General features: G+C 70.3%; 21 protein-coding genes and 1 tRNA gene. 4 read left to right on the plus strand and 18 right to left on the minus strand.

Annotated features, from left to right (window positions below; all coding sequences use genetic code 11):
- Positions 1-43: 43 nt before the first annotated feature.
- The 5 genes from ACI79E_RS06610 to ACI79E_RS06630 all read right to left on the minus strand — a co-directional run bounded on the left by ACI79E_RS06610 (position 44) and on the right by ACI79E_RS06630 (position 4,381).
- Positions 44-916 carry a hypothetical protein gene (locus ACI79E_RS06610; protein ID WP_456931728.1) on the minus strand — a complete coding sequence of 291 codons (873 nt, stop codon included), beginning with the start codon at positions 914-916 and terminating at the stop codon, positions 44-46.
- Entirely contained in the window at positions 916-1,485 is a 570-nt protein-coding gene (locus tag ACI79E_RS06615; RefSeq protein WP_456931729.1) for a hypothetical protein, read from the minus strand. Before ACI79E_RS06615 ends, ACI79E_RS06610 begins: the two co-directional genes overlap by 1 nt.
- Positions 1,486-1,502: 17 nt before the next feature.
- Entirely contained in the window at positions 1,503-1,859 is a 357-nt protein-coding gene (locus ACI79E_RS06620; protein WP_456931730.1) for a hypothetical protein, read from the minus strand.
- Positions 1,860-3,071: 1,212 nt separating this feature from the next.
- Positions 3,072-3,467 carry a hypothetical protein gene (locus ACI79E_RS06625; RefSeq protein WP_456931731.1) on the minus strand — a complete coding sequence of 132 codons (396 nt, stop codon included), beginning with the start codon at positions 3,465-3,467 and terminating at the stop codon, positions 3,072-3,074.
- Positions 3,468-4,099: 632 nt separating this feature from the next.
- On the minus strand, positions 4,100-4,381 hold the full coding sequence (locus tag ACI79E_RS06630; RefSeq protein WP_456931732.1) for a hypothetical protein: 282 nt from the start codon (positions 4,379-4,381) through the stop codon (positions 4,100-4,102).
- Between the two features lie 250 nt (positions 4,382-4,631).
- Here ACI79E_RS06630 and ACI79E_RS06635 point away from each other — a divergent pair, with 250 nt between their 5' ends.
- On the plus strand, positions 4,632-4,973 hold the full coding sequence (locus ACI79E_RS06635; RefSeq protein ID WP_456931733.1) for a hypothetical protein: 342 nt from the start codon (positions 4,632-4,634) through the stop codon (positions 4,971-4,973).
- A gap of 27 nt (positions 4,974-5,000) precedes the next feature.
- Here ACI79E_RS06635 and ACI79E_RS06640 read toward each other — a convergent pair whose 3' ends face one another.
- From ACI79E_RS06640 to ACI79E_RS06650, 3 genes are read right to left on the minus strand one after another with little or no spacing between them, the layout of a single operon-like run.
- Entirely contained in the window at positions 5,001-6,371 is a 1,371-nt protein-coding gene (locus tag ACI79E_RS06640; protein WP_456931734.1) for a 5-methylcytosine restriction system specificity protein McrC, read from the minus strand.
- Positions 6,368-8,116 (minus strand): McrB family protein, encoded by a 1,749-nt coding sequence (locus ACI79E_RS06645; protein ID WP_456931735.1) that lies wholly within the window; start codon positions 8,114-8,116, stop codon positions 6,368-6,370. The genes ACI79E_RS06640 and ACI79E_RS06645 overlap by 4 nt, the downstream gene beginning before the upstream one ends.
- The gene (locus ACI79E_RS06650) at positions 8,113-8,964 is read right to left on the minus strand and encodes a DNA adenine methylase (protein WP_456931873.1); all 852 of its coding nucleotides are present in this window, start codon (positions 8,962-8,964) and stop codon (positions 8,113-8,115) included. The genes ACI79E_RS06645 and ACI79E_RS06650 overlap by 4 nt, the downstream gene beginning before the upstream one ends.
- A 151-nt stretch (positions 8,965-9,115) precedes the next feature.
- Here ACI79E_RS06650 and ACI79E_RS06655 point away from each other — a divergent pair, with 151 nt between their 5' ends.
- Both ACI79E_RS06655 and ACI79E_RS06660 read left to right on the plus strand, forming a co-directional pair.
- Entirely contained in the window at positions 9,116-10,357 is a 1,242-nt protein-coding gene (locus ACI79E_RS06655; protein WP_456931736.1) for a site-specific DNA-methyltransferase, read from the plus strand.
- 160 nt (positions 10,358-10,517) lie between these two features.
- On the plus strand, positions 10,518-10,745 hold the full coding sequence (locus tag ACI79E_RS06660) for a helix-turn-helix domain-containing protein (RefSeq protein ID WP_456931737.1): 228 nt from the start codon (positions 10,518-10,520) through the stop codon (positions 10,743-10,745).
- A 193-nt stretch (positions 10,746-10,938) separates the two neighbouring features.
- Here the strand turns inward: ACI79E_RS06660 and ACI79E_RS06665 are convergent.
- The 9 genes from ACI79E_RS06665 to ACI79E_RS06705 form a co-directional block, all read right to left on the minus strand.
- Positions 10,939-11,026: transfer RNA gene (locus ACI79E_RS06665), tRNA-Ser, on the minus strand.
- Positions 11,027-11,036: 10 nt separating this feature from the next.
- Positions 11,037-11,501 (minus strand): nucleoside deaminase, encoded by a 465-nt coding sequence (locus tag ACI79E_RS06670; RefSeq protein ID WP_456931738.1) that lies wholly within the window; start codon positions 11,499-11,501, stop codon positions 11,037-11,039.
- A gap of 321 nt (positions 11,502-11,822) precedes the next feature.
- Positions 11,823-13,484: a catalase gene (locus tag ACI79E_RS06675; RefSeq protein WP_456931739.1), complete on the minus strand. Its 1,662-nt coding sequence runs from the start codon at positions 13,482-13,484 to the stop codon at positions 11,823-11,825.
- Entirely contained in the window at positions 13,481-13,954 is a 474-nt protein-coding gene (locus ACI79E_RS06680) for a Fur family transcriptional regulator (protein ID WP_456931740.1), read from the minus strand. The genes ACI79E_RS06675 and ACI79E_RS06680 overlap by 4 nt, the downstream gene beginning before the upstream one ends.
- A gap of 136 nt (positions 13,955-14,090) precedes the next feature.
- On the minus strand, positions 14,091-14,987 hold the full coding sequence (gene purU, locus ACI79E_RS06685; RefSeq protein WP_456931741.1) for a formyltetrahydrofolate deformylase: 897 nt from the start codon (positions 14,985-14,987) through the stop codon (positions 14,091-14,093).
- A 72-nt stretch (positions 14,988-15,059) separates the two neighbouring features.
- A complete protein-coding gene (ligD, locus tag ACI79E_RS06690) occupies positions 15,060-15,980 on the minus strand; it encodes a non-homologous end-joining DNA ligase (RefSeq protein WP_456931742.1) in 921 nt (306 codons plus the stop codon).
- A gap of 25 nt (positions 15,981-16,005) precedes the next feature.
- Positions 16,006-16,944 (minus strand): non-homologous end-joining DNA ligase, encoded by a 939-nt coding sequence (gene ligD / locus ACI79E_RS06695; protein ID WP_456931743.1) that lies wholly within the window; start codon positions 16,942-16,944, stop codon positions 16,006-16,008.
- Between the two features lie 31 nt (positions 16,945-16,975).
- Positions 16,976-18,070, minus strand: a complete 1,095-nt coding sequence (gene ku / locus ACI79E_RS06700; RefSeq protein WP_456931744.1) for a non-homologous end joining protein Ku — start codon at positions 18,068-18,070, stop codon at positions 16,976-16,978.
- A 129-nt stretch (positions 18,071-18,199) separates the two neighbouring features.
- Positions 18,200-18,763, minus strand: a complete 564-nt coding sequence (locus tag ACI79E_RS06705; protein WP_456931745.1) for a DUF1360 domain-containing protein — start codon at positions 18,761-18,763, stop codon at positions 18,200-18,202.
- 172 nt (positions 18,764-18,935) lie between these two features.
- On the opposite strand from ACI79E_RS06705, the gene ACI79E_RS06710 reads away from it, so the two are divergent.
- Complete coding sequence (locus tag ACI79E_RS06710) at positions 18,936-19,346, plus strand: hypothetical protein (protein WP_456931746.1); 411 nt, start codon at positions 18,936-18,938, stop codon at positions 19,344-19,346.
- 34 nt (positions 19,347-19,380) lie between these two features.
- Here the strand turns inward: ACI79E_RS06710 and ACI79E_RS06715 are convergent, their stop codons facing one another.
- Positions 19,381-20,316 carry a hypothetical protein gene (locus ACI79E_RS06715; RefSeq protein WP_456931747.1) on the minus strand — a complete coding sequence of 312 codons (936 nt, stop codon included), beginning with the start codon at positions 20,314-20,316 and terminating at the stop codon, positions 19,381-19,383.
- Positions 20,317-20,642: the final 326 nt, after the last annotated feature.

Raw genomic sequence — 20,642 nt, forward strand, 5'->3', positions numbered from 1 at the left:
TCGTGCGAGGGACCGAAGGGGTCGGTGGGGGTGCTGCAAGGAGCTACGCAGCCTCTGTGCCGTTATCAGGGGCCTCGCCGAGCTCCTCGGCGTCGACCTCGCGCCAGCCGTAGAACTGGGGATCGGGCCGCAGCAGCGAGTCCTCGCTACCGGCGGTCTCCTCGTTCCACCTGCGGGCGATGCGGAGGTTGTACGCGGCGGTCACGATCGCAACCATCAGTGCGGTGCGGGCATGGCCGACAACCTGGAGCCATCCGCGGGTCACGTGCTCGGTGTTCCGGTTTTTGAGGTTCCCGAACACGCCCTCGATGTGCGTCCGGCGGGCGAAGGACCGGATCCATTCGACGCTGCCCCAGTAGTAGCGCTGCCGCACCTTCGGCGTGACCGATCCCGGCAACTTCACGGTGCGCTGCGTGCAGATCTGCGGCGCGGTGTCGAGGTCCGGCGGGTTGTCGATGGTGGGGATCTGGCCGGCGGGCAGGTGCATGCTCAGCTCCTTGAGCGGGCATCGCACCTGTCCGGCGGTGGCCGGGCATTCGTACCGTTCCTTGCCCTTGTCCTTGCCCTTGCCCTTGCGGCTGGGGCCAGCGGTACGCCGGCAGGCGTAGGCGCGCCGTTCCTCGATCTGAGCGACGAACTCGCGTGTCCGTCGCTCGGTCTCCGACTCCAACTCCTCCTCGTTCGGGTCTCCCAGGACTGTGCCGTCGGCCAGCTTCAGCTTCACCGGCCGCTTGATGTCGACGAGGTCGTCGGGCAAGCAGGGGCAGTGCGGCCATCCGGCGACGATCCGCATCCCCTCGTGGTCGCGAACGCCGTGGTCGTTGGCGTGCAGATCGACGACCTGCTCGATCCACAGGTCACAGATGGGGAAGGCCCACCGTTCCGGCAGCTTGTAGGACCAGGCCCGGTCGACCATTAGCTGCTTGATCGGATAGCCCTCGGTCTGTATCCGCTCGATGACCGGCAGCGTGCTCTCCGGATCGTCGCTCGATGCCGGCCACAGAATGCACCGCTTAACCAGGTGGGGGTAGGGCTGCGTGTCACCGACATGCTCCACCCGGGCCAGCGCGTAGAAGTCCGGTCGATCACCGACTGCAGCAGCTCGCCCCGCTGCGCACGATCCGCGTCATCGAGTACAGGGTGTGACCCGGACAGGAAACCGAGCCGGTCGCCGATCTGGTTGACCATGTTCTCGATCGGACGGCGCGTGATGGTGCGCTCGACGCCCTGCTTGTCGCGGTAGCGGACGCCGAGTTCCCACTGCATCTCGAACCTGATCTGCCGGGTGAGGACGCGGTGGATGTTCTCGTAGGTCATCGCGGGCGCGTGCCAGCTGGTGAGCAGCATTCCGGCGAGTGCCGTCTCGACGGTCAGCCGGCTGCGGGCGCCCCGCCCGTCGGGACTGAGCACTGCGGCGAGGTGGGGTGCGACATCGGCGCGGCGTGCCCACTGGCACGCGCGGCCCACTTCGGTGTTGCGGATCATCGGGTACCTCCTACGAGCTAGATGAGGGACCCCGGCTGTGCGTTGAGCAGCCGGGTGGCGGTGTCGTCGTCGGGGAGGGGGGCGTAGGGCAGCAGGTCGACCAGCGGCCGGGCGGACCGCAGGCCTGCGGCCTGCAGCAGCACGGCGAGGGGAACGGGGACAGCCAGCAGCGCCGTCAGCCACGTGGTGCGCAGCCGGGCGACCTCGATGGCGATCTCGCTGCCGTCCGCGGTGACGGCGTTCTCGAAGGCGACGGTGCTGACGTTGCTGCGGCCGGGCTTCCGGCCGAGCAGGAGGCCGGACTTCCCGCGCCGCTCGCGCAGGTGCAGCTGGACGGCCTCGTGCAGGAGTTCGGCGTACTCGGCGCGGATCACGACGGTGCGCGGACGATCGCCACGCACACGCACACACGTCGCGGTCGTGCCGTCCGGCAGCTCCCGCACGAACACGTCGCAGGCGCGCACCCAGCGCAGGTCGCGGCCATCGAGTCCGCCGCCGTAGCCAGCGCGATCACCGCAGAGAGAGCACGACGGCGCCCCCTCGTCGGCTGATTGCGCGCCAGCCGGATGTGCCGCCTGCTCGGCCCGCGTGTACGGCGGCCGCACCGGCCGGTAGGGCAGCTTGGTGGGAGCCGGCCCGGGGCGCGCGGCCGCGAGCGCCGGCCGGATCTCCGACCTGCGAGTGGCGCGGGTTCCCGGCCGGGCGTCCGGCTGCCCCTCATGCTCGTACTGCCGAAACGTGACGTCGTCGAGGACGAGCGCGGCGAGGGAAACGGGGTCACCGCCGAACTGCGATGCCGTCCAGGCCAGGTAGTGGGCGAGGTGGCTGCCGAGGACCTTCGCCTTCCGGGCGTCTTGGGCGCCGCGGCGACGATGATCCGTCGGGCGAGGTCTTCCACCCGTCGCCACAGCACGGCGTCGACGTGCTTCGGCGTGTAGGCCGCGATCGCGCCCCGGACGTCCGGCTGCAGCTGCCGCCAGCCCTCGAGATCGGACAGCGGGGTGCTCAACAGGAGCGGGTCCGCCGCCGCCTGGTGCTGCTGCTGCGCGGCCTTCGCGGCCCGCAACAGCGCCGCGCGGCTCAGCCGCTGCGGCATCTGGGCCGCAGCGGGCGTCGTGGGAGTACCGGAAGTGGGCATGGGCAGCGCCTCCGGAGCCGCCGACGCGGGCACGTCACGTAGCGCCCTGACGACGTCAGCCCACTCGGGGCGACGGTGCTGCGGCCCCGCCTGATGGCATTCGACGCGAGGACGGGTGGCTCAGGCAGCAACGGCAGCAATGCGTCCAGTCGGATCCCGATCAGCGGCCGGAACGGCGTCACCGCCGCGGCGACCACGGACAGCGGGGTGTACGCGCGCTGGTGCGCGAGGAGCCACGCAGAGAGGGCCACCTCGTCGTCCAGACGGTCCCCGACGTCCGGCAGCAGCGGTTCGTGCCGGGCCAAGCCCTCGATGGCTCGCCGCAGCAGGGGGCCGCGTCGGTCAGCACGGCGACGGCGCGGTCACCGACCTAGACCACGCCGCCGGCCGCGTTGACGTCTGCGACGGTCACTCGGCCGGCAAGCGCCCCGGGAAGCGGGATGCCGAGCTACAGCGCAACCGCTGCTGCGGCCCGCCTGCCGGCCTCCCCCGGCGCCAGGCAGGAGGCCATGACCGCGGCCACGGGCCACAGGTCGACGGGCTTCTTCGCCGGCGGCCGATGGACGTCGACCTCCCGGCTGTGCTCCGGCGGCCGTCCCGCAAGTCCGCGCATCATCCGCCGCAGGCAGGCCCCGCGGATGGCGCGGGTCGACACGGACTTGCCCTCCCGCGCCAACTGCTCGCAGTGGGCTTTGATGGCCTCGTCGGTCAGCAGCGCGCGCAGATCCGGCGGCCTGGTGCGGTCCCAGTCGGTGGATCGTTGGAGGAACTGGCACAGGTAGGAGGCGAAGCCCTTGACCGATTCCGAACTGACGGGGTCCGCCTTGAAGACGGCTCCTTCCACCTGCTGCCGGGCAAGGAGCCACTCGCGTCCGCTGAGGCAGCTCGGGGTGTAGCTGGCAAACCGATCCCGCTTGGCGGTCTCGGATCGACGCGGGTCTGCGCCGTCGCGGCCCGGAGTGGGTCTTGGGCGTTCGCGGGGGTTCTGACGTGGTGACATGCCGACCCCGACGCGCGCCCAACCGACCTACCAACCGACCCGTTCATCGCGCAGCGGCACGATGAACAGGGGGAAAGAAGCGGGATGGTTGCCGGTGCCGGGTTCGCGTCCCGTCGGGGGCGCCGCAGACGGCGTCCCCGACGGCTGCAGGCCAGAGGTCAGCTCGTCCTATGAGGTATCCGCATCGCTGGCCGCCCGGACGCGTACCTGGCGCAGCCGCATCGGTTCGGGCAGAGGAAGAACCAGGACTCATGGGCGCTGCCCGCGGACGAGATCTCGCGCCTTGCCTCGCCACGCTCCAAGCGCGCGAAAGAGCGGATGGACGACCTCCTCTCCGATCTTCTGGCAGCTGCCACCCAGGACGGCTTCGCCTGGGGCGTCTTGACCGGCTTGAAGGACGCCGGCCTGACCCTTGAGCGGGGTGCGACCGGTTCGAACTGCCGTACACGTCCATGCAGCGTGTGGTGCACGGCGAATCATGGATGACCGCGGACGATCATGCCGAACTGATGCAGCTGGGCCCCAACGGCCAGACGACGCAAGTGGCCTTCAAGCGGGTCACGGCAGTCCGCAATCGGTTCCTCGAAACACGCCGCAGGGCTAGATCGAGACTGCGAGATGACGTTCATCACTTCGAGCCGGGAAGGTTGCGTGTCGCCGGAGGCCGCGGGTGGCGCTTCTCGGACCAGGTGCCCGTTCCTTGTGACGATGTCCTGGGTCGCCCCCATGTCGTGCGGGCCGACGGTGCTGTTGATCACCGCCTGCCGCCCCTACATCCCCGAATCGAGCAGGACCTGCGCGGCTACGCGCAGCGTCACCCTCGACAGCTGTACGAGTCGTTCCTGCTTCGGCCTTCCGAGAACTCAGCAGCCCGCCAGGTTGCTGGCGACCGTGCCCGGCGTGATCTGCTTCGCCTGTACCGGGAGGCGCGTGTCGGGCTTCTCGCATCGGAAGAACCGGTGGTGAGTCTCCGGATCTGGTTGGGGGGTCCCCTCTTCGTGGACCACCGTGCGAGAGGACGAAGACGGGGACTTGACGTGGGAGTCCGAGCCGCGCCGCCTTGTCGGTGTGGCTGTCGACGGGGTGTTCGGGCCGGAAGGGCTCGAGGCGAACATCCAGCTGGAGACGGCTTGGCTCGCGACCGTGTTGGCCGAAGGTCTGTCAGAAATCGACGGCCAGCTCGTCCTAGGGGTGACACGGACGAACGGTGAGATGCGGCCGACCCACGTCGCGGTGCTGGGCATCGGGCCAGACGTCACCGGCGACCTCGTCCCACGAGCGGTCGAGGTCGGGCTGGCCTGGGACGGGGACGGCCCGCCGCACCTAGGACCGATCAGCCCCTCGCCGTAGGCGAGAGCATCCGCGAATGCTCGATGCTCAGTGGTCCGAGCGATCAACGCTCGAAGCCGGATAGTCCACGGCAGATTCACTGGCGACTGCAGGCCAGGTCACGTCCATGCTTGGTAGTGGTGACAGCTCTGAATCTACTGACTGAAGCAGTTTGAGAATGCGACTGCCGCGCATGCGGTCCCCATCACCCCGGGCGTAGCCGTACATGTCCAATCCGAGGGCAGCAACCATCCGCGGCTCGCCGGCTGTCGTCACTCGCCACAGGACAGGATCAGACGCTTCGGGATAGATCAGCACCGCCAGAGGAGCTCTCACCGCGGTAGCGGTGGTCAGCGCTTGGAAGATGTGATCCCGCGATCGGTGGTAGTTGGGCACGCTGTACTTCGCCTCGAACGTCGCGACAACGGCGTCGCCACGGCGCATCAGCCCGTCTGGCTCGACGCTTCGAGCAGTGTGGATTCTGGATAGCGGCTGGTGTTGGGAACGACGTACCGGGGTCAACAACCCGTGGGTGCTGTGCGGCGAAGCGTGTAAGTCAAGGCCACCGGCTCGGCCTTGAATGGCCGCGCTCGTCAAGCTGCGGTGCAGCAGCGTCTCCAGAAGCGGCCATGGCTCGATGGCCAGGCTCAGTCCCTCGAGGACACCAGAGCGGTGCAGCGGGGAAAGACGTCGTAGAACCGCACATGCCGTCGCCCAGGCTGGCCCGTACGCCTTCCACTGTGGCGGGACATCCTTGGCTACGACGTTCGGCTCCACATGCGTGTGCTCCGGAAGCCCTGGTCGGAGAGCTCGCGCCAGGCCACGGAGCCGACTACGAAGCGAGGGATGTGAAGCACGAACAGCGAGCGCCTCCGCCACCCACGCCAACGCTCCGGTGAACTCGTTGTCCGCGGTCAACATTGTTCGCTGCTGTGGGAATCGGTGCGGCCGAATGGTCCGATGTCGAAGCCACGAGGTCACCTGTAGCCGGCCGGAAAGCAAGGAACTGGCCACGTCGGCGCGTCGGAGCAAAAGAAGTGGACCCTCCTGGCGGATCGCTTTGCCCAACTGGTCGACGTACACCCGCGCGAATGCATCAGGCAGAGATGCCTGTGATGATAACTCCGCTTTCGGTGTCAGACCGTCAAACGAGGCTCGCTCACCGCGCATCAGGTCAAGCAACGAGCTGGCCCAGTCCCGCCCAGGCTCGGTTTTCGGCTCGATCTCGAGCAGCAGGTGCGGCGTCACCTGGACCGTGCCGACCAAGTTCCAGATCGACAGCGCGGCCCCGCCACCGGAGAACGACAGACGCGGACGGAGCTCAGCTTCAAGGTCCGACAAGCGTCGACGGATGGCAGCTGCCGTCTCAATGTCGACGTCGAGCGGTTCTCCTTCGCGAACGGAGATGCGACGAATCACAACAGCGAGCTTAGAACCTGAACCAATTGCTTTTCGGGAAGTTCCGTGAAGGAAACCACCCTAAGCCGCGGACTTGCGACCTCACGAATGAGATCGTTCGGCGCATGCCAAGTGGCTGCTCCGTTGCCGCCCGTCTCATCCGTCTCGGCCGATCCACCCCCTGGGTCGACATTGAGCACTGCCGCCAGCGCGCCATCGTTATCGGTATAAGTTAGGGTCAAGGTGCCAATCACGCGGTCGTCCATGGCTCGCGCAAGCGACTTGAGCACCGAATTGCGGTCCGTACCACCCACTTGCCACAAGACACTCTGCCCGAGCAAGAAATCTCTTCCGGACACCGCTTCGATCCGCTCATTGATCCCCCGCAGGACTTGAACGCCCAGCGCCTTGATGTGGTCCGCAGTGTCCCAGCTTTCCAACTCTCCGAGTTCAAAGTCGCGAGGGATGCCGAGATGTTCACTGAGCACCTCGTAGTCGGGCTCGATGTACACGATCGAGAAGCGCCGTCGGAGCGCGGCATCAAGCGGTGCGACGCTGCGGTCGGCGCTGTTCATCGCGGCGAGGATGTAGAGCGACTTCGGGAGCGACATCTGGCTCGGCAACTTGTCGCCGGCGCTAGTCTCAGGATTTAGGTGTCCGTACGGCGTCTCAATCTCCGCCCCAGACTCCGGCCGTCCTGGCGTCGACCGTTTGTCGTGGTCTAGCAGGCCCAGTGTGTCGCCGAACGTGCTCGCTGCCGCGCCCCTGTTGAACTCGTCGCAGATGAGCAGCGCCCAGCGACCGGGGTGTGAGGCGTAGTGCGCCAACTCAAGTAGCGGCCCCACCCTTGGCTTCACCGTGACGCCGACGTCAGTCGGGTCCGGCAGAAGCCCCATGACGAAGTCCTCGTAGGCGTAGCTCGGATGGAAGACGACGGAGCGCACACGGGTCTCGCCCCCCTCCGCCGCTGGTGGGGCCGAGAAGGCACCGTGCAGGGCATCCGGGTCGAAGGCGACACCCCGCCCCTCCTTGAAGACCCGCTTCACGTCCTCCATGGCAACCGTCTTACCTGTGCCAGGCGGACCGACGAGTAGCACGTTCGGGTTCTCCGCGAACGCACGCATGATGCGGTCGACGATGGCGCCTGCGCGCGTCACATACCCCTCCTCGAACTCAACGTAATCGCCGGGCTTATTACGAGGCAGGACCGCCATCGCATTTCGAACCTCCTGGGGCAGGTTTTCCCATGCCGCGAACTGGCGCCCAGGAGCGGGGTTCTCCAGGACGACTCTCGCATGCAGGACCGGGCCCTCTCCGAACAAGTGAACGGCGATGAGCCAGGGCCGCTCATCCGACGCAATGAGCTGATCCCGTTGGGCGTCGGCCTGCGCCTCGGTTTCGAAGTCGGGGTCGCCCCGCAACGTCGACAGAGTCGTCTCATTCGGATGCTGCGTGAGCCGCCAGGGAGGAGGGGGATTGTCCGTCTGCCAGCGAAGGTTGAGTCGCCCGTTGCTCTCATGGAAATCCGCCGCGGGAAGCAGTTTGCCACCGGTATAGGACCCACCGGGCCATCGCCACTCAACCGGTCCTCCGACGCCTTCATCTAGGCCTAGCGCACGTTCAAGCGCCCGGGCCATGTTCCCCCGGGGTTGCAAGAAGTCCTTGGTGTAGCTCGTACTGCCCTGCAATCGGCCGTACGTCGCCTTGAACACGCTCGTCATCTCGGCACGCCAAAAGAAGACCGCCTGGACGGGCTTATGCGTCACGCGAGCGCTTCTCCGAGGATCAGCGCCTCGGGGGAGTCTACCTTTTCGACGTCTCTTCGATTCTGCGCGGCCACGGAGCGCCTCGCCGTGAAGCGGACGATCTTGTTGTTCGGGAAGAGCGCTCTGACCTGAGCAGTGTCGCGATTTGACATCATCCAGAGCACCCCACGGTCCGTCAGTTCCTGACAAATGGCGGCGAGCTCCGCAAGATCGGGGGCTCGGAACCGACGCTCCGTGTACAGGTAGAACTTGGATGTGTCCGAGATTGGCAGGTAGGGCGGATCGAGATACACGAAATCGCCGCGTCGAGGCAGGGACAACGTCTCTCGGAAGTCCTCCGAACTGATCTTGGCGTCAGCCAGCGCATCTGAAGTGCGCATGACCGAACTGGGGTCGAGGCCGCGGAACGGGCGGTCTCCCCACGGAACATTGAACTGTCCCCACCGGTTTACCCGCCAAAGTCCGTTCCACGACGTCTGATTCAAATAGATGAAGCGAGCAGCTTGGTCGAGGGGCGAGCTTGGCTCGGCAGTTCGCTGCTCGTAGTAAAAGTCCTTGGAGTCGTGCTGCAGGAAGTAGTTCAGAGCCGCGACCAACTCCTCCGGCTGCTCCTGGACACGGGTCCACACGTTCGTCAACTGGTCGTTGAGATCGTGGAGGTGGTGCACTCCGCGAGCTCGATCCCGCACGGCGAAGAACATCGCTCCACCACCCAGGAAGGGCTCGTGGTAGTCGTTGAAGGACTCAGGCACGTAGGGAAGGATCTTCGGCAGAAGGCGGGTCTTACCCCCTGCCCACTTTAGGAACGGGCGGATCGCCGGCGGCTTGCCGAGTCCCTCGTCGACCATCGCCACCGCAGACCGCGCCATCAAGATCCAGTCCCCTCTCGTTGCGTGCCCACGGACCCTAACGAGGGGGACTGACAACACGTGACCACCGAACGGCGTGCCGTGAGGGTTCTCCGAGGAACTGTCGGCGGGGGGTGCTTGGCTGTACCACGTGGCGGACCGCTCCCTCTTGTCATGGCCCAACGACGACCAGGTACTCTTGGCCTCTGGCGACACCGACTACGAGTGGGTCCGAGACAAGCCGGCGTGCCTGCCCGTGCAAGATCGCCGCGTGTCGGGGGAGGGATCCCCTACGGGTCTCGTGGCATGCGGCGATGCGCTGGACGTCATCGACGCCCTAACCGGCACAGGTGACCTTCAGCCAGGGACGGTGCGACTGCTCTACATCGACCCCCCGTTCGGCACGGGGAAGCGGTTCGGTCACTACACCGACCGGCTCGCTGAAGCCGCATGGCTCTCGATGCTGAAGGACCGTTTGGAGGCTGCTCGCCCGCTCCTCAGCGCCGACGCATCGGTGTGGGTACATCTGGACGAGACCATGAGCCACAGAGCTCGCATGGTGATGGACGAGGTCTTCGGCCGGGACGCCTACGTGGCCACCGTCATCTGGCAGAAGCGGCTGTCGGTTGAGTCCCGAGTTGCCATCTCCGTTGGCCACGACCCGATCTTGGTCTACGCCCCCATGGGCCCCAAGGCGTGGAAACTCGTCCGGAACCGCGTCACAGGCGTGGTTGCCGCAAGCAACAGGGACGGAGACCCCCGAGGCCCCTGGAGGGACGCCCCATTCACTGCTCCGGGGATCCGCCCGGGCCAGCAGTACAAGATCGTGAACCCCGCCGGGGACGAACTACTTCCGCCTCGGGGGAGGTCCTGGTTCGCCACTGAACCCGTGTTCCGCCGGATGCTTGAGGAAGACCGGATCTGGTGGACGAAGAAGGGCGCCGGCCAACCGCGCATGAAGAACTTCGCGATCGACGCCCTGCAGGTCCCGGGCACGATCTGGTCTGGCAAGGATGCAGGCACGAACGATGACGCCAAGCGCCATCTAGCGGCTCTGTTCCCCGAGGCCGCGGCACTGTTTGACACCCCCAAGCCAGAGCGACTTCTGCGCCGCATCATCCACGTCGCCACCAAACCCGGGGACCTGGTGATGGACCTCTTCGCGGGGTCTGGGTCAACCGCGTCTGCTGCTCACAAGATGGGGCGCCGGTGGGTCGTGGCAGAGCGACTCCCTGAGACCGTCGCACGAGTGCTCCTTCCGCGACTGTCCCGGGTTGTTGCCGGCGACGACCCGGGCGGCATCTCCTCGGAGGAGGAATGGCAGGGAGGAGGCGCTTTCGCATCGCTGCGCGTGCCAGCACGGATCGGAAGCGTGTCCGAGCTCAGCGCCTAACGATCAGAGGGCGCTGAGGCGGACGTCCCGCTGTGCCCGTAGGCGGCGCCCCCGCCGCTCCAGGCGATGGACGCCACCACGGTCAGCGCCGCTGTCGCCTTGGGCGCAGGCGCATCGCGCTCACATCGTCGGCGCAGTCAACGCGTGCCAGCATGTCGCCATGACGGACTCAGTGCCCGCGAAGGATCACGGTCGGCGACTCCGAGCCGGCGAGCGGGACCAAGCAGCGAAGATCCTGCTGAAGCGATACGAGTCTGGCGAGAGCATTCGAGACCTTGCTACGAGCAGCGGCTACAGCATCGGCCTAGTGCGAAACCTGCTCCTGGAGGCGGGAGCAACACTTCGCCCGAAGGGCGGCTCTGCGCGGGCACAGGGCTCGAAGCGGTAGTGCGGGAGCCGCCTCAAGGCAGCCTGGAGCTCGAACAGAGGAGCGGACGGCGGACCCTGCCGCGCCGGCTGGATGCCACCGGCGTCGATCAGAGGTGACCGCGGCCCCCTGGGGTTCCCTCACCAGAAAGGCCGGCCCCGGTTGGGGCCGGCCTTTCTGTCGATCCTTCGGGCCTCAATCTGTCGGAGCCCCATGGCGGTGGCGGTGGGATTTGAACCCACGGAGGCTTGCACCTCACACGCTTTCGAGGCGTGCTCCTTCGGCCGCTCGGACACGCCACCGCCGAAGAGACTACAGGCCCCGCTGGCGGCGGAAGAACTCGCGTAGGAGTGCGGCGGACTCCTCGGCCCGCACCCCGCCCGTGACCTGCGGTCGGTGGTTGAGCCGGCGGTCGCGGACGACGTCCCACAGCGACCCGGCCGCGCCCGCCTTGGGGTCGTCGGCGCCGTAGACGACGTGGCCGACACGGGCCAGGACGCTGGCGCCGGCGCACATGGTGCAGGGCTCGAGGGTGACCACGAGCGTCGTGCCGGTGAGCCGCCAGCCGTCGCCGTGCACCGGGGCGGCGGCGCGGAGAGCGAGCACCTCGGCGTGCGCCGTGGGGTCGCCCCGCCTCTCCCGCTCGTTGGCCGCCTCGGCCAGGACCGCACCGTCGGCGTCCAGGACGACGGCACCGATCGGCGTGTCGCCCCACTCCACCGCGGCCGCGGCGAGCTCCAGCGCCCGGCCCATCGCGGCGTCGAGGTCGAGGGTCACGGGGTCCACCGGCGGGGGGGGGGGGGGGGGGGGCGCGGCCCCGCGCCCGGCCGCCCGCCCGCGCCCCCCCCCCCCCCCCCCCCCCCCCCCCCCCCCCCCCCCCCCCCCCCCCCCCCCCCCCCCCCCCCCCCCCCCCCCCGCCGCCCCCCCCCCCGCCCCCCCCCCCCCCCCCCCCCCCCCCCCCCCCCCCCCCCCCCCCCCCCCCCCCCCCCGCCGCGTGGTACTGGTGCCGGTGTCAGCCGGCGACGATGCCGCAGGTCGCCTTCCGCGCCACGGTCCGCTCCTCGGTCGCTGGCGCTCCCTGCGATGCTCCCGCGGCTGTCAGGCGACGACGACGCGCTCGTTGGGCACGCAGTGCGTCATCTGGTGGCCGGTGACGTCCCGGGGACCGTTCTTGCCGAGGTTGGCCGCACGCTGCTGCTCCTCCTCGGAGAGGGTCTGCGTCTGCAGCGGGGGCAGGCCGCGGACGTCGTCCGCGGTGATGCCCAGGCCGTCGCCGACGCGCTGGCCCAGCTCGTCCTCGCACATGAAGAAGTGCCAGACCATCCGCTCCTGGATCTCCTGGTTGCACTGCTGCAGCGCACCCACCAGGTTGGCGACGAGCTCGTCCTTCTCCCACTGCTCCGACAGCAGGTAACGCTCGCCGGCCTGCGCGTAGTCGTTGGTCCGCGGGATCCGCTTGCGGGTGAGCCGGCCGGTGATGACCGGGCCCTGCTCGTCGTGGGTCGGGTACTGCGCCTCACGCAGGCCGCCGAGGATCGACGGCTCGTAGTTGACGTGCGGGTTGGTGCCCTCGGCCCGGTCCACGCCGTAGGCCATCTGGCCGTCGCGCTGGTTGGTGGCGACCCGGGCCTTCGGCGCGTTCACCGGCAGCTGCAGGTAGTTCGGGCCGACCCGGTAGCGCTGGGTGTCGGAGTAGGAGAACGTCCGGCCGACCAGCATCTTGTCGTCGGAGAAGTCCAGGCCGTCGACCAGCACACCGGTGCCGAACGCGATCTGCTCGTTCTCGGTGAAGTTGTCCACCGGCATGCGGTTGAGGGTCATCGTCCCGACCTTGCGGAGCGGGAAGACCTCCTCCGGCCACACCTTGGTGTCGTCGAGCGGGTCGAAGTCCAGCTCCGGGTGCTCGTCGTCGCTCATGATCTGCACGTGCAGGTCCCACGACGGGAAGTCGCCGGCGGCGATGGCGTCGTGGAGGTCCTTGGTGTGCGCACCCAGGGTCTGGGCCTGCACGGCCGAGGCGTCGGCGGCGGTCCAGGACTTCACGCCCTGCTTCGGCAGCCAGTGGTACTTGACCAGGACGGTCTCGCCCTGGGCGTTGACCCACTTGTAGGTGTTCACGCCGAAGCCCTGCATGTGCCGGTAGGTCGCCGGGGTGCCACGCGGGCTGAAGACCAGCGTGATCATGTGCATGGCCTCGGGCGTCTGGCTGAAGAAGTCGAACGCGCGCTGCGCGACGCTGGCCTCGAAGGTGACCGGGTCCGGCTTCTGCGAGTGGATGAAGTCGGGGAACTTGATGGCGTCACGGATGAAGAAGACGCCCAGGTTGTTGCCGACGAGGTCCCAGTTGCCGTCCTCGGTGTAGAACTTCACCGCGAAGCCGCGCGGGTCGCGAGCGGACTCCGAGGAGTCGCGGCCGCCGGCCACGGTGGAGAACCGCAGGGCGACGTCGGTGCGCTTGCCCTTCTCCTGGAACAGCTTGGCGCGGGTGTACTTCGCGACCGGCTCGTCGCCGACGGTGCCGTCGGCCTCGAAGTAGCCGAAGGCGGTGATGCCGCGGGCGTGCACCACGCGCTCGGGGATCCGCTCGCGGTCGAAGTGGCTGATCTTCTCGAGGAACTGGTAGTTCTCCAGGGTGGCCGGGCCACGGGCCCCGACCGTCCGCTGGTTCTGGTTGTCGTAGACCGGGTGGCCCTGACGGTTGGTCAGGACCGGGCGGTCGGCCTCGCTGGCCTCGGGGCCCTGCGATGCGACGTCGGTCATCCTCGTACTCCTCCTCGATTGTCCTGCTCGGGGACCTGCACTGCCTCCACCGGCGCCACTGCCCGGCAGTCCCGGCAGAGGCCCCAGAAGACGACCTCCGCCTCGTCCACGACGAAACCCGCCGTGTCCGAGGGCGTCAGGCACGGGGCCGCACCGACGGCACAGTCGACGTCCGCGACGGTGCCGCAGGAGCGGCAGACCAGGTGGTGGTGGTTGTCGCCGACCCGCAGCTCGAAGAGCGCGGGGGCACCCGCGGGCTCGATCCGGCGGGCGAGCCCGCGGGACACGAGCGCCTTCAGCACCCCGTACACCGCCTGGGGTGACAGCGACGGGTGCAGGTCACGGGCTCCGGTGACGATGGTGTCGGCGTCGGCGTGCGGGCGCTCGGAGAGAACGCTCAACACCGACAGGCGGGGCCGGGTGACCCGCAGCCCGGCGGCGCGCAGCCGCTCCTCCCACACCGTCTCCATCGGGGTCCACTCAACCCTGTTTTCTTGAATGAGTCAAGACAACGACCCACGGGCGGGCTGGGTGGACTCCGGCGTGCCGTCCCCCTACCCCGGCGTGGTCCCGGGAAACGGCCGGCGGGGAGGACGCGCCGACCGGTCAGGCGAAGACGATCGTCTTCTCGCCGTCGACGATCACGCGGTCCTCGACGTGCCAGGTCACCGCCTGCGCGAGCACCTGACGCTCGACGTAGCGGCCGATCCGTCGCATGTCCTCCACCGAGGCGCGGTGGTCCACGCGGGCGACCTCCTGCTCGATGATCGGCCCGGCGTCCAGCTCCGGCGTCACGTAGTGCGCCGTCGCCCCGATCAGCTTGACCCCGCGGTCGTGCGCCGCCTGGTAGGGGTTGGCGCCCACGAAGGCCGGCAGGAAGCTGTGGTGGATGTTGATCAGCCGCTCGGGGAACCGGCTGCAGAAGTCCGCCGACACGATCTGCATGTAGCGGGCCAGCACCACCAGGTCGACGTCGCCCACCAGCTCCAGGGCGCGGGCCTCGGCGTCCGCCTTGGTCTCCGGCGTCACCGGCACGTGGTGGAACGGGATGCCGTGCGCCTGCGCCACGGGCTCGAGGTCCCGGTGGTTGGACACGACGGCGGCGATCTCCGCCCGCAGGTCGCCGGAGCCCACCCGGTACAGCAGCTCCTGCAGCACGTGGTCGGTCTTGCTGACGAAGACCGCCAACCGCGGCCTGGCCGCCGCCTCGGTCAGCCGCCAGGTGAGCTGCCACTCGCGGGCCAGCAGCGCCAGCGCGCCCTCGAGCTGGTGGCGGCGGGCGGCCAGGTCGGCGAGGAAGAACTCCAGCCGCAGCGTGAAGGTGCCCCCCACCGGGTCGGAGGAGTGCTGCTGGGACTCGGTGATGTTCGCACCGGCGTCGGCCAGCAGGCGGGAGAGCACGGCGACGATCCCCGGCCGGTCCGGGCAGCGGACGACCAGGCGTCCGACGTCGGTCAGCCGGTCGTCGCGGGGACCGAGGGAGGGCAGCTCAGCAACGGACACGGGAAGCGAGGATGCCAGGCCCGTCCCTGCCCCCTCCACGGCACCGCCCCGAGGCCGCGGGGGGCGCCTCCCTCACACGGACGGCAGGACGGCGCGCTCGGCCCCGGCGATGTCGAAGAGGTCCCCGTACTCCTCGACCCGGGCGAGCACCTCCTCGGTGCGGAACCGCAGCGACCCCGGGTCGGCGCCGTCCACCACCGCCTCGACCTCGTCCCAGCCGATCGGCGTGGACACCGTGGCGTCCGGGCGGGCGCGCAGCGAGTAGGGCGCGACCGTCGTCTTGGCCGGGTTGTTCTGGCTCCAGTCGATGAGCACCTTGCCCGGGCGCAGCACCTTCTCCATCCGCCAGACGACTTCGTCCGGCGTCTCCGCCGACAGCTCCTGGGCGAGGTGCTTGGCGTAGCGGCTGGGGTGCTCGCGGTCGGTCACCCGGATCGGCGCGTACACCTGCATGCCCTTGGAGCCCGACGTCTTGACCACCGGGTCCAGCCCGTCCTGGACGAGGCGTTCCCGCAGCCGCTCGGCGACCTCGCAGCACTCGAGGATGCCCGTGTCGGGCCCCGGGTCGAGGTCGAGCACGAGCAGGTCCGGCAGCGCCGGCTGCAGCCTGCTGCCGACGCGCCACTGCGGCACGTGCAGCTCCAGCGCGGCGAGGTTGGCCGCCCACGCCAGGTCGGCGACGGTCTCCAGGACGACCATGTCGAGGGTCTCCCGGCCACGCGAGCTGCCCGGGCTCGGGACCGTCACCCGCCGCACCCAGTCGGGCGCGTGCCGGGCGCTGTTCTTCTCGAAGAACGCCTGCCCCTCCACCCCGTCGGGCCACCGGGTGAAGGTCACCGGCCGGCCGGACAGGTGCGGCAGCAGCACCGGGGCGATCCGCACGTAGTAGTCGATCACCTGCGCCTTGGTGAAGGAGACCTCCGGGAAGAGCACCTTCTCCAGGTTGGAGACGGTCAGCTGCCGCCCCTCCACCCGCACCAGCTGACGGCTCACGGACACCCCCGTACCCGCTGGGAGCTCACCACTCCTCCACGACGTCCTCGGGCGCGATGTCGTCACGCAGCCCCCGCCACGAGGGGTGCCGCAGCCGGCCGTCCGCCGTCCAGACGGCGAAGGCCACCTCGCCGACGAGCTCCGGCTCGACCCAGTGCGCGTCGCGGGTGACCTCCCGCGGGAGGCTGCCCACGAACGGGCTGTCGGCGCGCGGGGTGACCAGCGCCGCGAGGTCGCGCAGCGCCTGTGCGGTGAACCCGGTGCCGACGTGCCCGACGTAGACGAACCGCCCCGCGTCGTCGTGGACGCCGACGAGCACCGAGCCCACTCCCCCGGCACGCCGCCCCTGCCCCGGCCGCCAGCCCCCGACGACGACGGACTGGGTCCGGACGTTCTTCACCTTGACCCACTCCGGGCCGCGTTGGCCGGGCCGATAGGGGGAGTCCAGCCGCTTGGCCACCACGCCCTCCAGCCCGTTCTCGCGACTGGCGGCCAGCACGACCTCCCCGCCGCCGCGGAACCACGGCGTGCCCGTCCAGCGGTGGCCCCCGACGCCGAGGGCGTCCAGGCGCTCCCGCCGGCGCACGTAGGGCAGGCCGGAGAGGTCCTCGCCGTCGAGGGCGAGCAGGTCGAAGACCAGGTAGGTGACCGGCGCGGTGGCGGCCATGCGGGCCACCTCGGGGCCGGTGCGGTGCATCCGGCCCTGCAGGGTGCCGAAGTCCGGCCGGCCCCGGTCGTCGAGCGCCACCACCTCGCCGTCCAGGACGGCGTCGTGACCGGCCAGCTGGGCGGGCAGGCGGGCCAGCTCCGGGTAGCGCACCGTGATGTCGGTGCCGCTGCGCGCCCACAGCGTCAGCGCGCCCGCGCGCACGACGGCGACCGCGCGGACGCCGTCCCACTTGAACTCGTAGCCCCACTGCCCGTCCTGCTCCGGCGGCGGGAGCGCCGCCGCCGTGGCGAGCATCGGCGGGGGCACCGCGGCCGGCGCGGCCACCTCAGGCGGTGCGGCGGGCGCGCTTGGCCGGCTCGGCCGCCGCGGCCTTCTTCGCGGCCGCGGTCTTCTTGGCCGCCGTCGCCTTCCTGGCCGGCGTCGCCTTCCTGGCCGGCGTCGCCTTCTCGGCCCGGGTCCCCTCCTCCGCCGCGCTGGTGGCGGCCCGCTCCTCCGCCGTGGCCTTCCGCGCCGGCGCCTTCGGTGCCGTCGCCTTGCGGGCCGCGGTCTTCCGCGGCGGACGCTGCCCGGCGTCGTCGTCCGCGCGGGCCGCGGTGGCCTTCTTCGCCGGGGCGCGCCGGGCGGGGGCCTCCTCCTCGGCCGGGGCGCCGCCGCGGGCCTGCTCGACGCTGCGGCGCAGGGCGCTCATGAGGTCGACGACGGCGGCGCCGGAGTCGGCGGTCTCCGGCAGCGGCTGCACCTCACCGCCGCTCTGCTTGGCCTCCAGCAGGCTCGCCATGGCCTCGCGGTAGTCGTCGGTGAAGGCGGTGGGGTCGAACTCGCCGGTCATCGAGGTGATCAGCGCCTCGGCCATCTGCAGCTCCTGCGGCCGGACGGCGATGTCCTCGTCGAGGAAGGCGAAGTCCGGACGCCGGATCTCGTCGGGCCAGCGCATCGTGTGCAGCACCATGACGCCGTCTCGCACCCGCAGGGCCGCCAGCGACTCCCGCGACCGGATCGCGATCTTGGTGATGGCGACCTGCCCGGCGTTCTCCAGGGCGTCACGCAGCAGCACGTAGGGGCGGGTCGCCGAGGCGTCGGGCTCGAGGTAGTAGGTCTTCTCGAAGTGGATCGGGTCGATCTCGTCCTGGTCGACGAACTCCAGCACCTCGATCTCCCGGCGCGTGGTCAGCGGGAGGTCCTCGAAGTCCTCGTCGGTGAGGATGACCAGCTGACCGTCGGGCAGCTCGTAGCCCTTGGCGATCTCGGAGTACTCGACCTCCTCGCCGTCGATCGAGCAGACCCGCTTGTACTTGATCCGGCCGCCGTCGGTGGCGTGCACCTGGTTGAACCGGATGTCGTGGTCCTCGGTGGCGGTGTAGAGCTTCACGCCGATGCTCACCAGGCCGAAGGACACCGCGCCACGCCAGATCGACCGCATGCCGTACTCCTCCGGAGGTCCCGTCCCACGACCGCGGGCGGGGAAGGCCGGACGGTCAAGATCACAGGATAGGTCCGTCGTCCGGCCCGCGGCAGCTCGAACCGCCTCCGTCTCGCCCGTACGGAGGAGTCAGTCCTCCTCGTCCCCGGGGTCCAGCGCACCGTTCTGGATGGCGTCGTACACGAACTGCAGGACGTCGGAGCCGGCGACGGCGGTCATCGTCAGCGCGGCCAGCCGGGTGGCGTTGGGGGCCGCGACGTAGGCGAACACGAAGGCGGTGCCCACCCACTGGGCCAGGCAGAACGGGCAGGTGAGCAGCTCTCCGACGGCGTGCTTGACCCCGCCGTGCTCGCGCACCTCCTCGGCCACCTCCGCGTGCCCCGACGGGCCCTGGAACGCGGTGAACGGAGCCCGCAGGGGGCTGGTCACCGGGTCCTTGGCGATCCGGCGGGCCAGCCGGAAGGTGCCGACCGTCAGCAGCAGCGCGTCGCCCAGCGGGATCCGCCGTGGCAGCTCCCGGCCGGAGGCCCGCACCACCGCCGCGCCGGCGGCCACCACGGCGCTGTAGACGCCCATCGCCCCGAGGTCCCCGCCCAGCGGACGCGGCTCTCCCTGTGAGTACTCGCGCTTCTGGGTCCGGGCCCAGCGGCGGACCGGGGCCCCCAACCGCTGCACCTCGTCTGCGATGGCCATGGCGCCCCCGCTACCCCGCCCTGCCCGTGCCCATGCCGGAACGGGTCCGGCCGTCCGCGGGACGAGGGTCACGCATGGCCGGGCACGCCACGGGTAGGCCGGACCCAGACGTCGGCCGGCTCCCCGGCCGCATCCCCGAGCGCGCGGGCCGTCCCGCGCAGAGGAGGCACCGATGACGCAGCCCGAGGGCCAGACCGCCCGCGACGTGTTCCCCGAGGACGAGGGGATCCCGGAGGTCTCCCAGGACGACTCCCCCACCCAGGAGCGCGCCGAGGACCCCCAGTTCGCGCCCGTGCCGGGTGACGAGCCGGGAGCCAGCGTCGACTTCGGCACCACGTCGTTCGAGCAGGCCGAGGGCGAGTCGCTCACCGGCCGGCTGGAGCGCGAGGTGCCCGACGTCCAGCCCGGCGTCCGCGCCGCCGAGGACCCCCAGCGGGCCCACCTCCAGCTGGAGCAGGACACCTCCACCACGCCGGAGAGCGACTCGGGCACCAACCGCACCGCCGACGACGTCGAGGCCACCGGCGACCTGCCGGTCGGCGGCGAGGGCCCGGAGGAGGCCGCCGTCCACGTCATCGACTGACGGCCGGCGCGCCGGCCGGGCCCGGGCCCCGGGCTCAGCCGGCGGTCTCCAGCGCCATCCGCGCGGCGAAGGAGTCCGCCGTGTCGAACGTGAGGCGGTGGACGCGGTCGTAGCTGTGCTCGCTCTTGCGGACGACGGTCCGCCCGTGCAGCCACACCGCGTCGTCGACCAGGTAGCCCTCACCGCGGCGGTAGAGGATGCAGGTGGCCGCGGCGTTGCTGGCGGCGATCAGGCCGGAGTCGTCGGGGTGGTCGTGGTAGCCGAAGACCTCCTCGTAGGCCTCCATGTCCCACGGCAGCTCCCGGCGGATGAGGGTGAGCATCCGTGCGGCCCGTTCCTCGCCGAACGCGGCGGCGGCCAGCGTCCCGAACTCGGCCACCGACATCAGCAGCGACGCGCCCTGCCGGTCCGGCGCCGGCTCGTTGAAGACGTTGAGCAGGTAACGGCCGGGGAAGATGTCGGCGTGCAGCGGGAAGGACCCGTCCTCGCTGCCCGACCCCATGCCGATCGGCGCCTTCATGCTCGTCGTGTGGTGGTCCGACGCCTCGGCGATGGCGCCCTTGAGCGCGGCGAGGAACGCGCTGAGGTGGCTCCCGAGCGGCTGCGTCATCCGCGTCAGGTGCGCGAAGCCGCCGGTCGGCACCACCGGCACCCGCCACATCGACTCGCCCATGGCCCGGATCCCGGCGCGGACCTCCTCGGGCAGCGCCCCGAGGTCGATCGTCTCGTCCGGCGGGGCCCCGTAGGACTCGTTGCGGTACCACTCGAGCGCCACCCGGTGCGGCTGCGGCGGCTCCGCGGCGGCGAACGCCTCCAGCACCGGCACCCACGCCGGGTGCCAGGTCAGGCGCGGCTGACCGAGGCGGGTACCCGCCCGGGTCAGCACCGGGGTCGTCACGTCGGGCAGGGCCGGCGCCCCGCGGGACGGGGCCGGCCGGGCGAGGGCAGGCGCGGACGAGGTGCTGCTCATGGACGCTCCGGGGAGGCGACGGGACCGCCCGTGCCGGGGCGACCCGGGCGGTCCGGACGCTAACCGGGCGCCGCACCGCCGCCGGGCGCCACGCCCGCCGGACCTCGCGGTCCGCGCCGCGGCGGCCCCGGCCGGGGCGTGTTGGCGCGTCCCGGGACCGTTGTCTACGTTGGTACGGCGGTTGAGCAGGCAGCCGCGGCCACGCCGGCCCCGGGCCGGCGCGGGACACGTTCGACGACGAGCGCGTCCGGGGGCCACGACACCGGGGGGCCGCGCAGCGGTAGATTGACCGGGCGGTCGTGCCGTCGGGCACTGCCGTTGAGAGG

The sequence above is a fragment of the Geodermatophilus sp. SYSU D00079 genome, assembly GCF_054050635.1.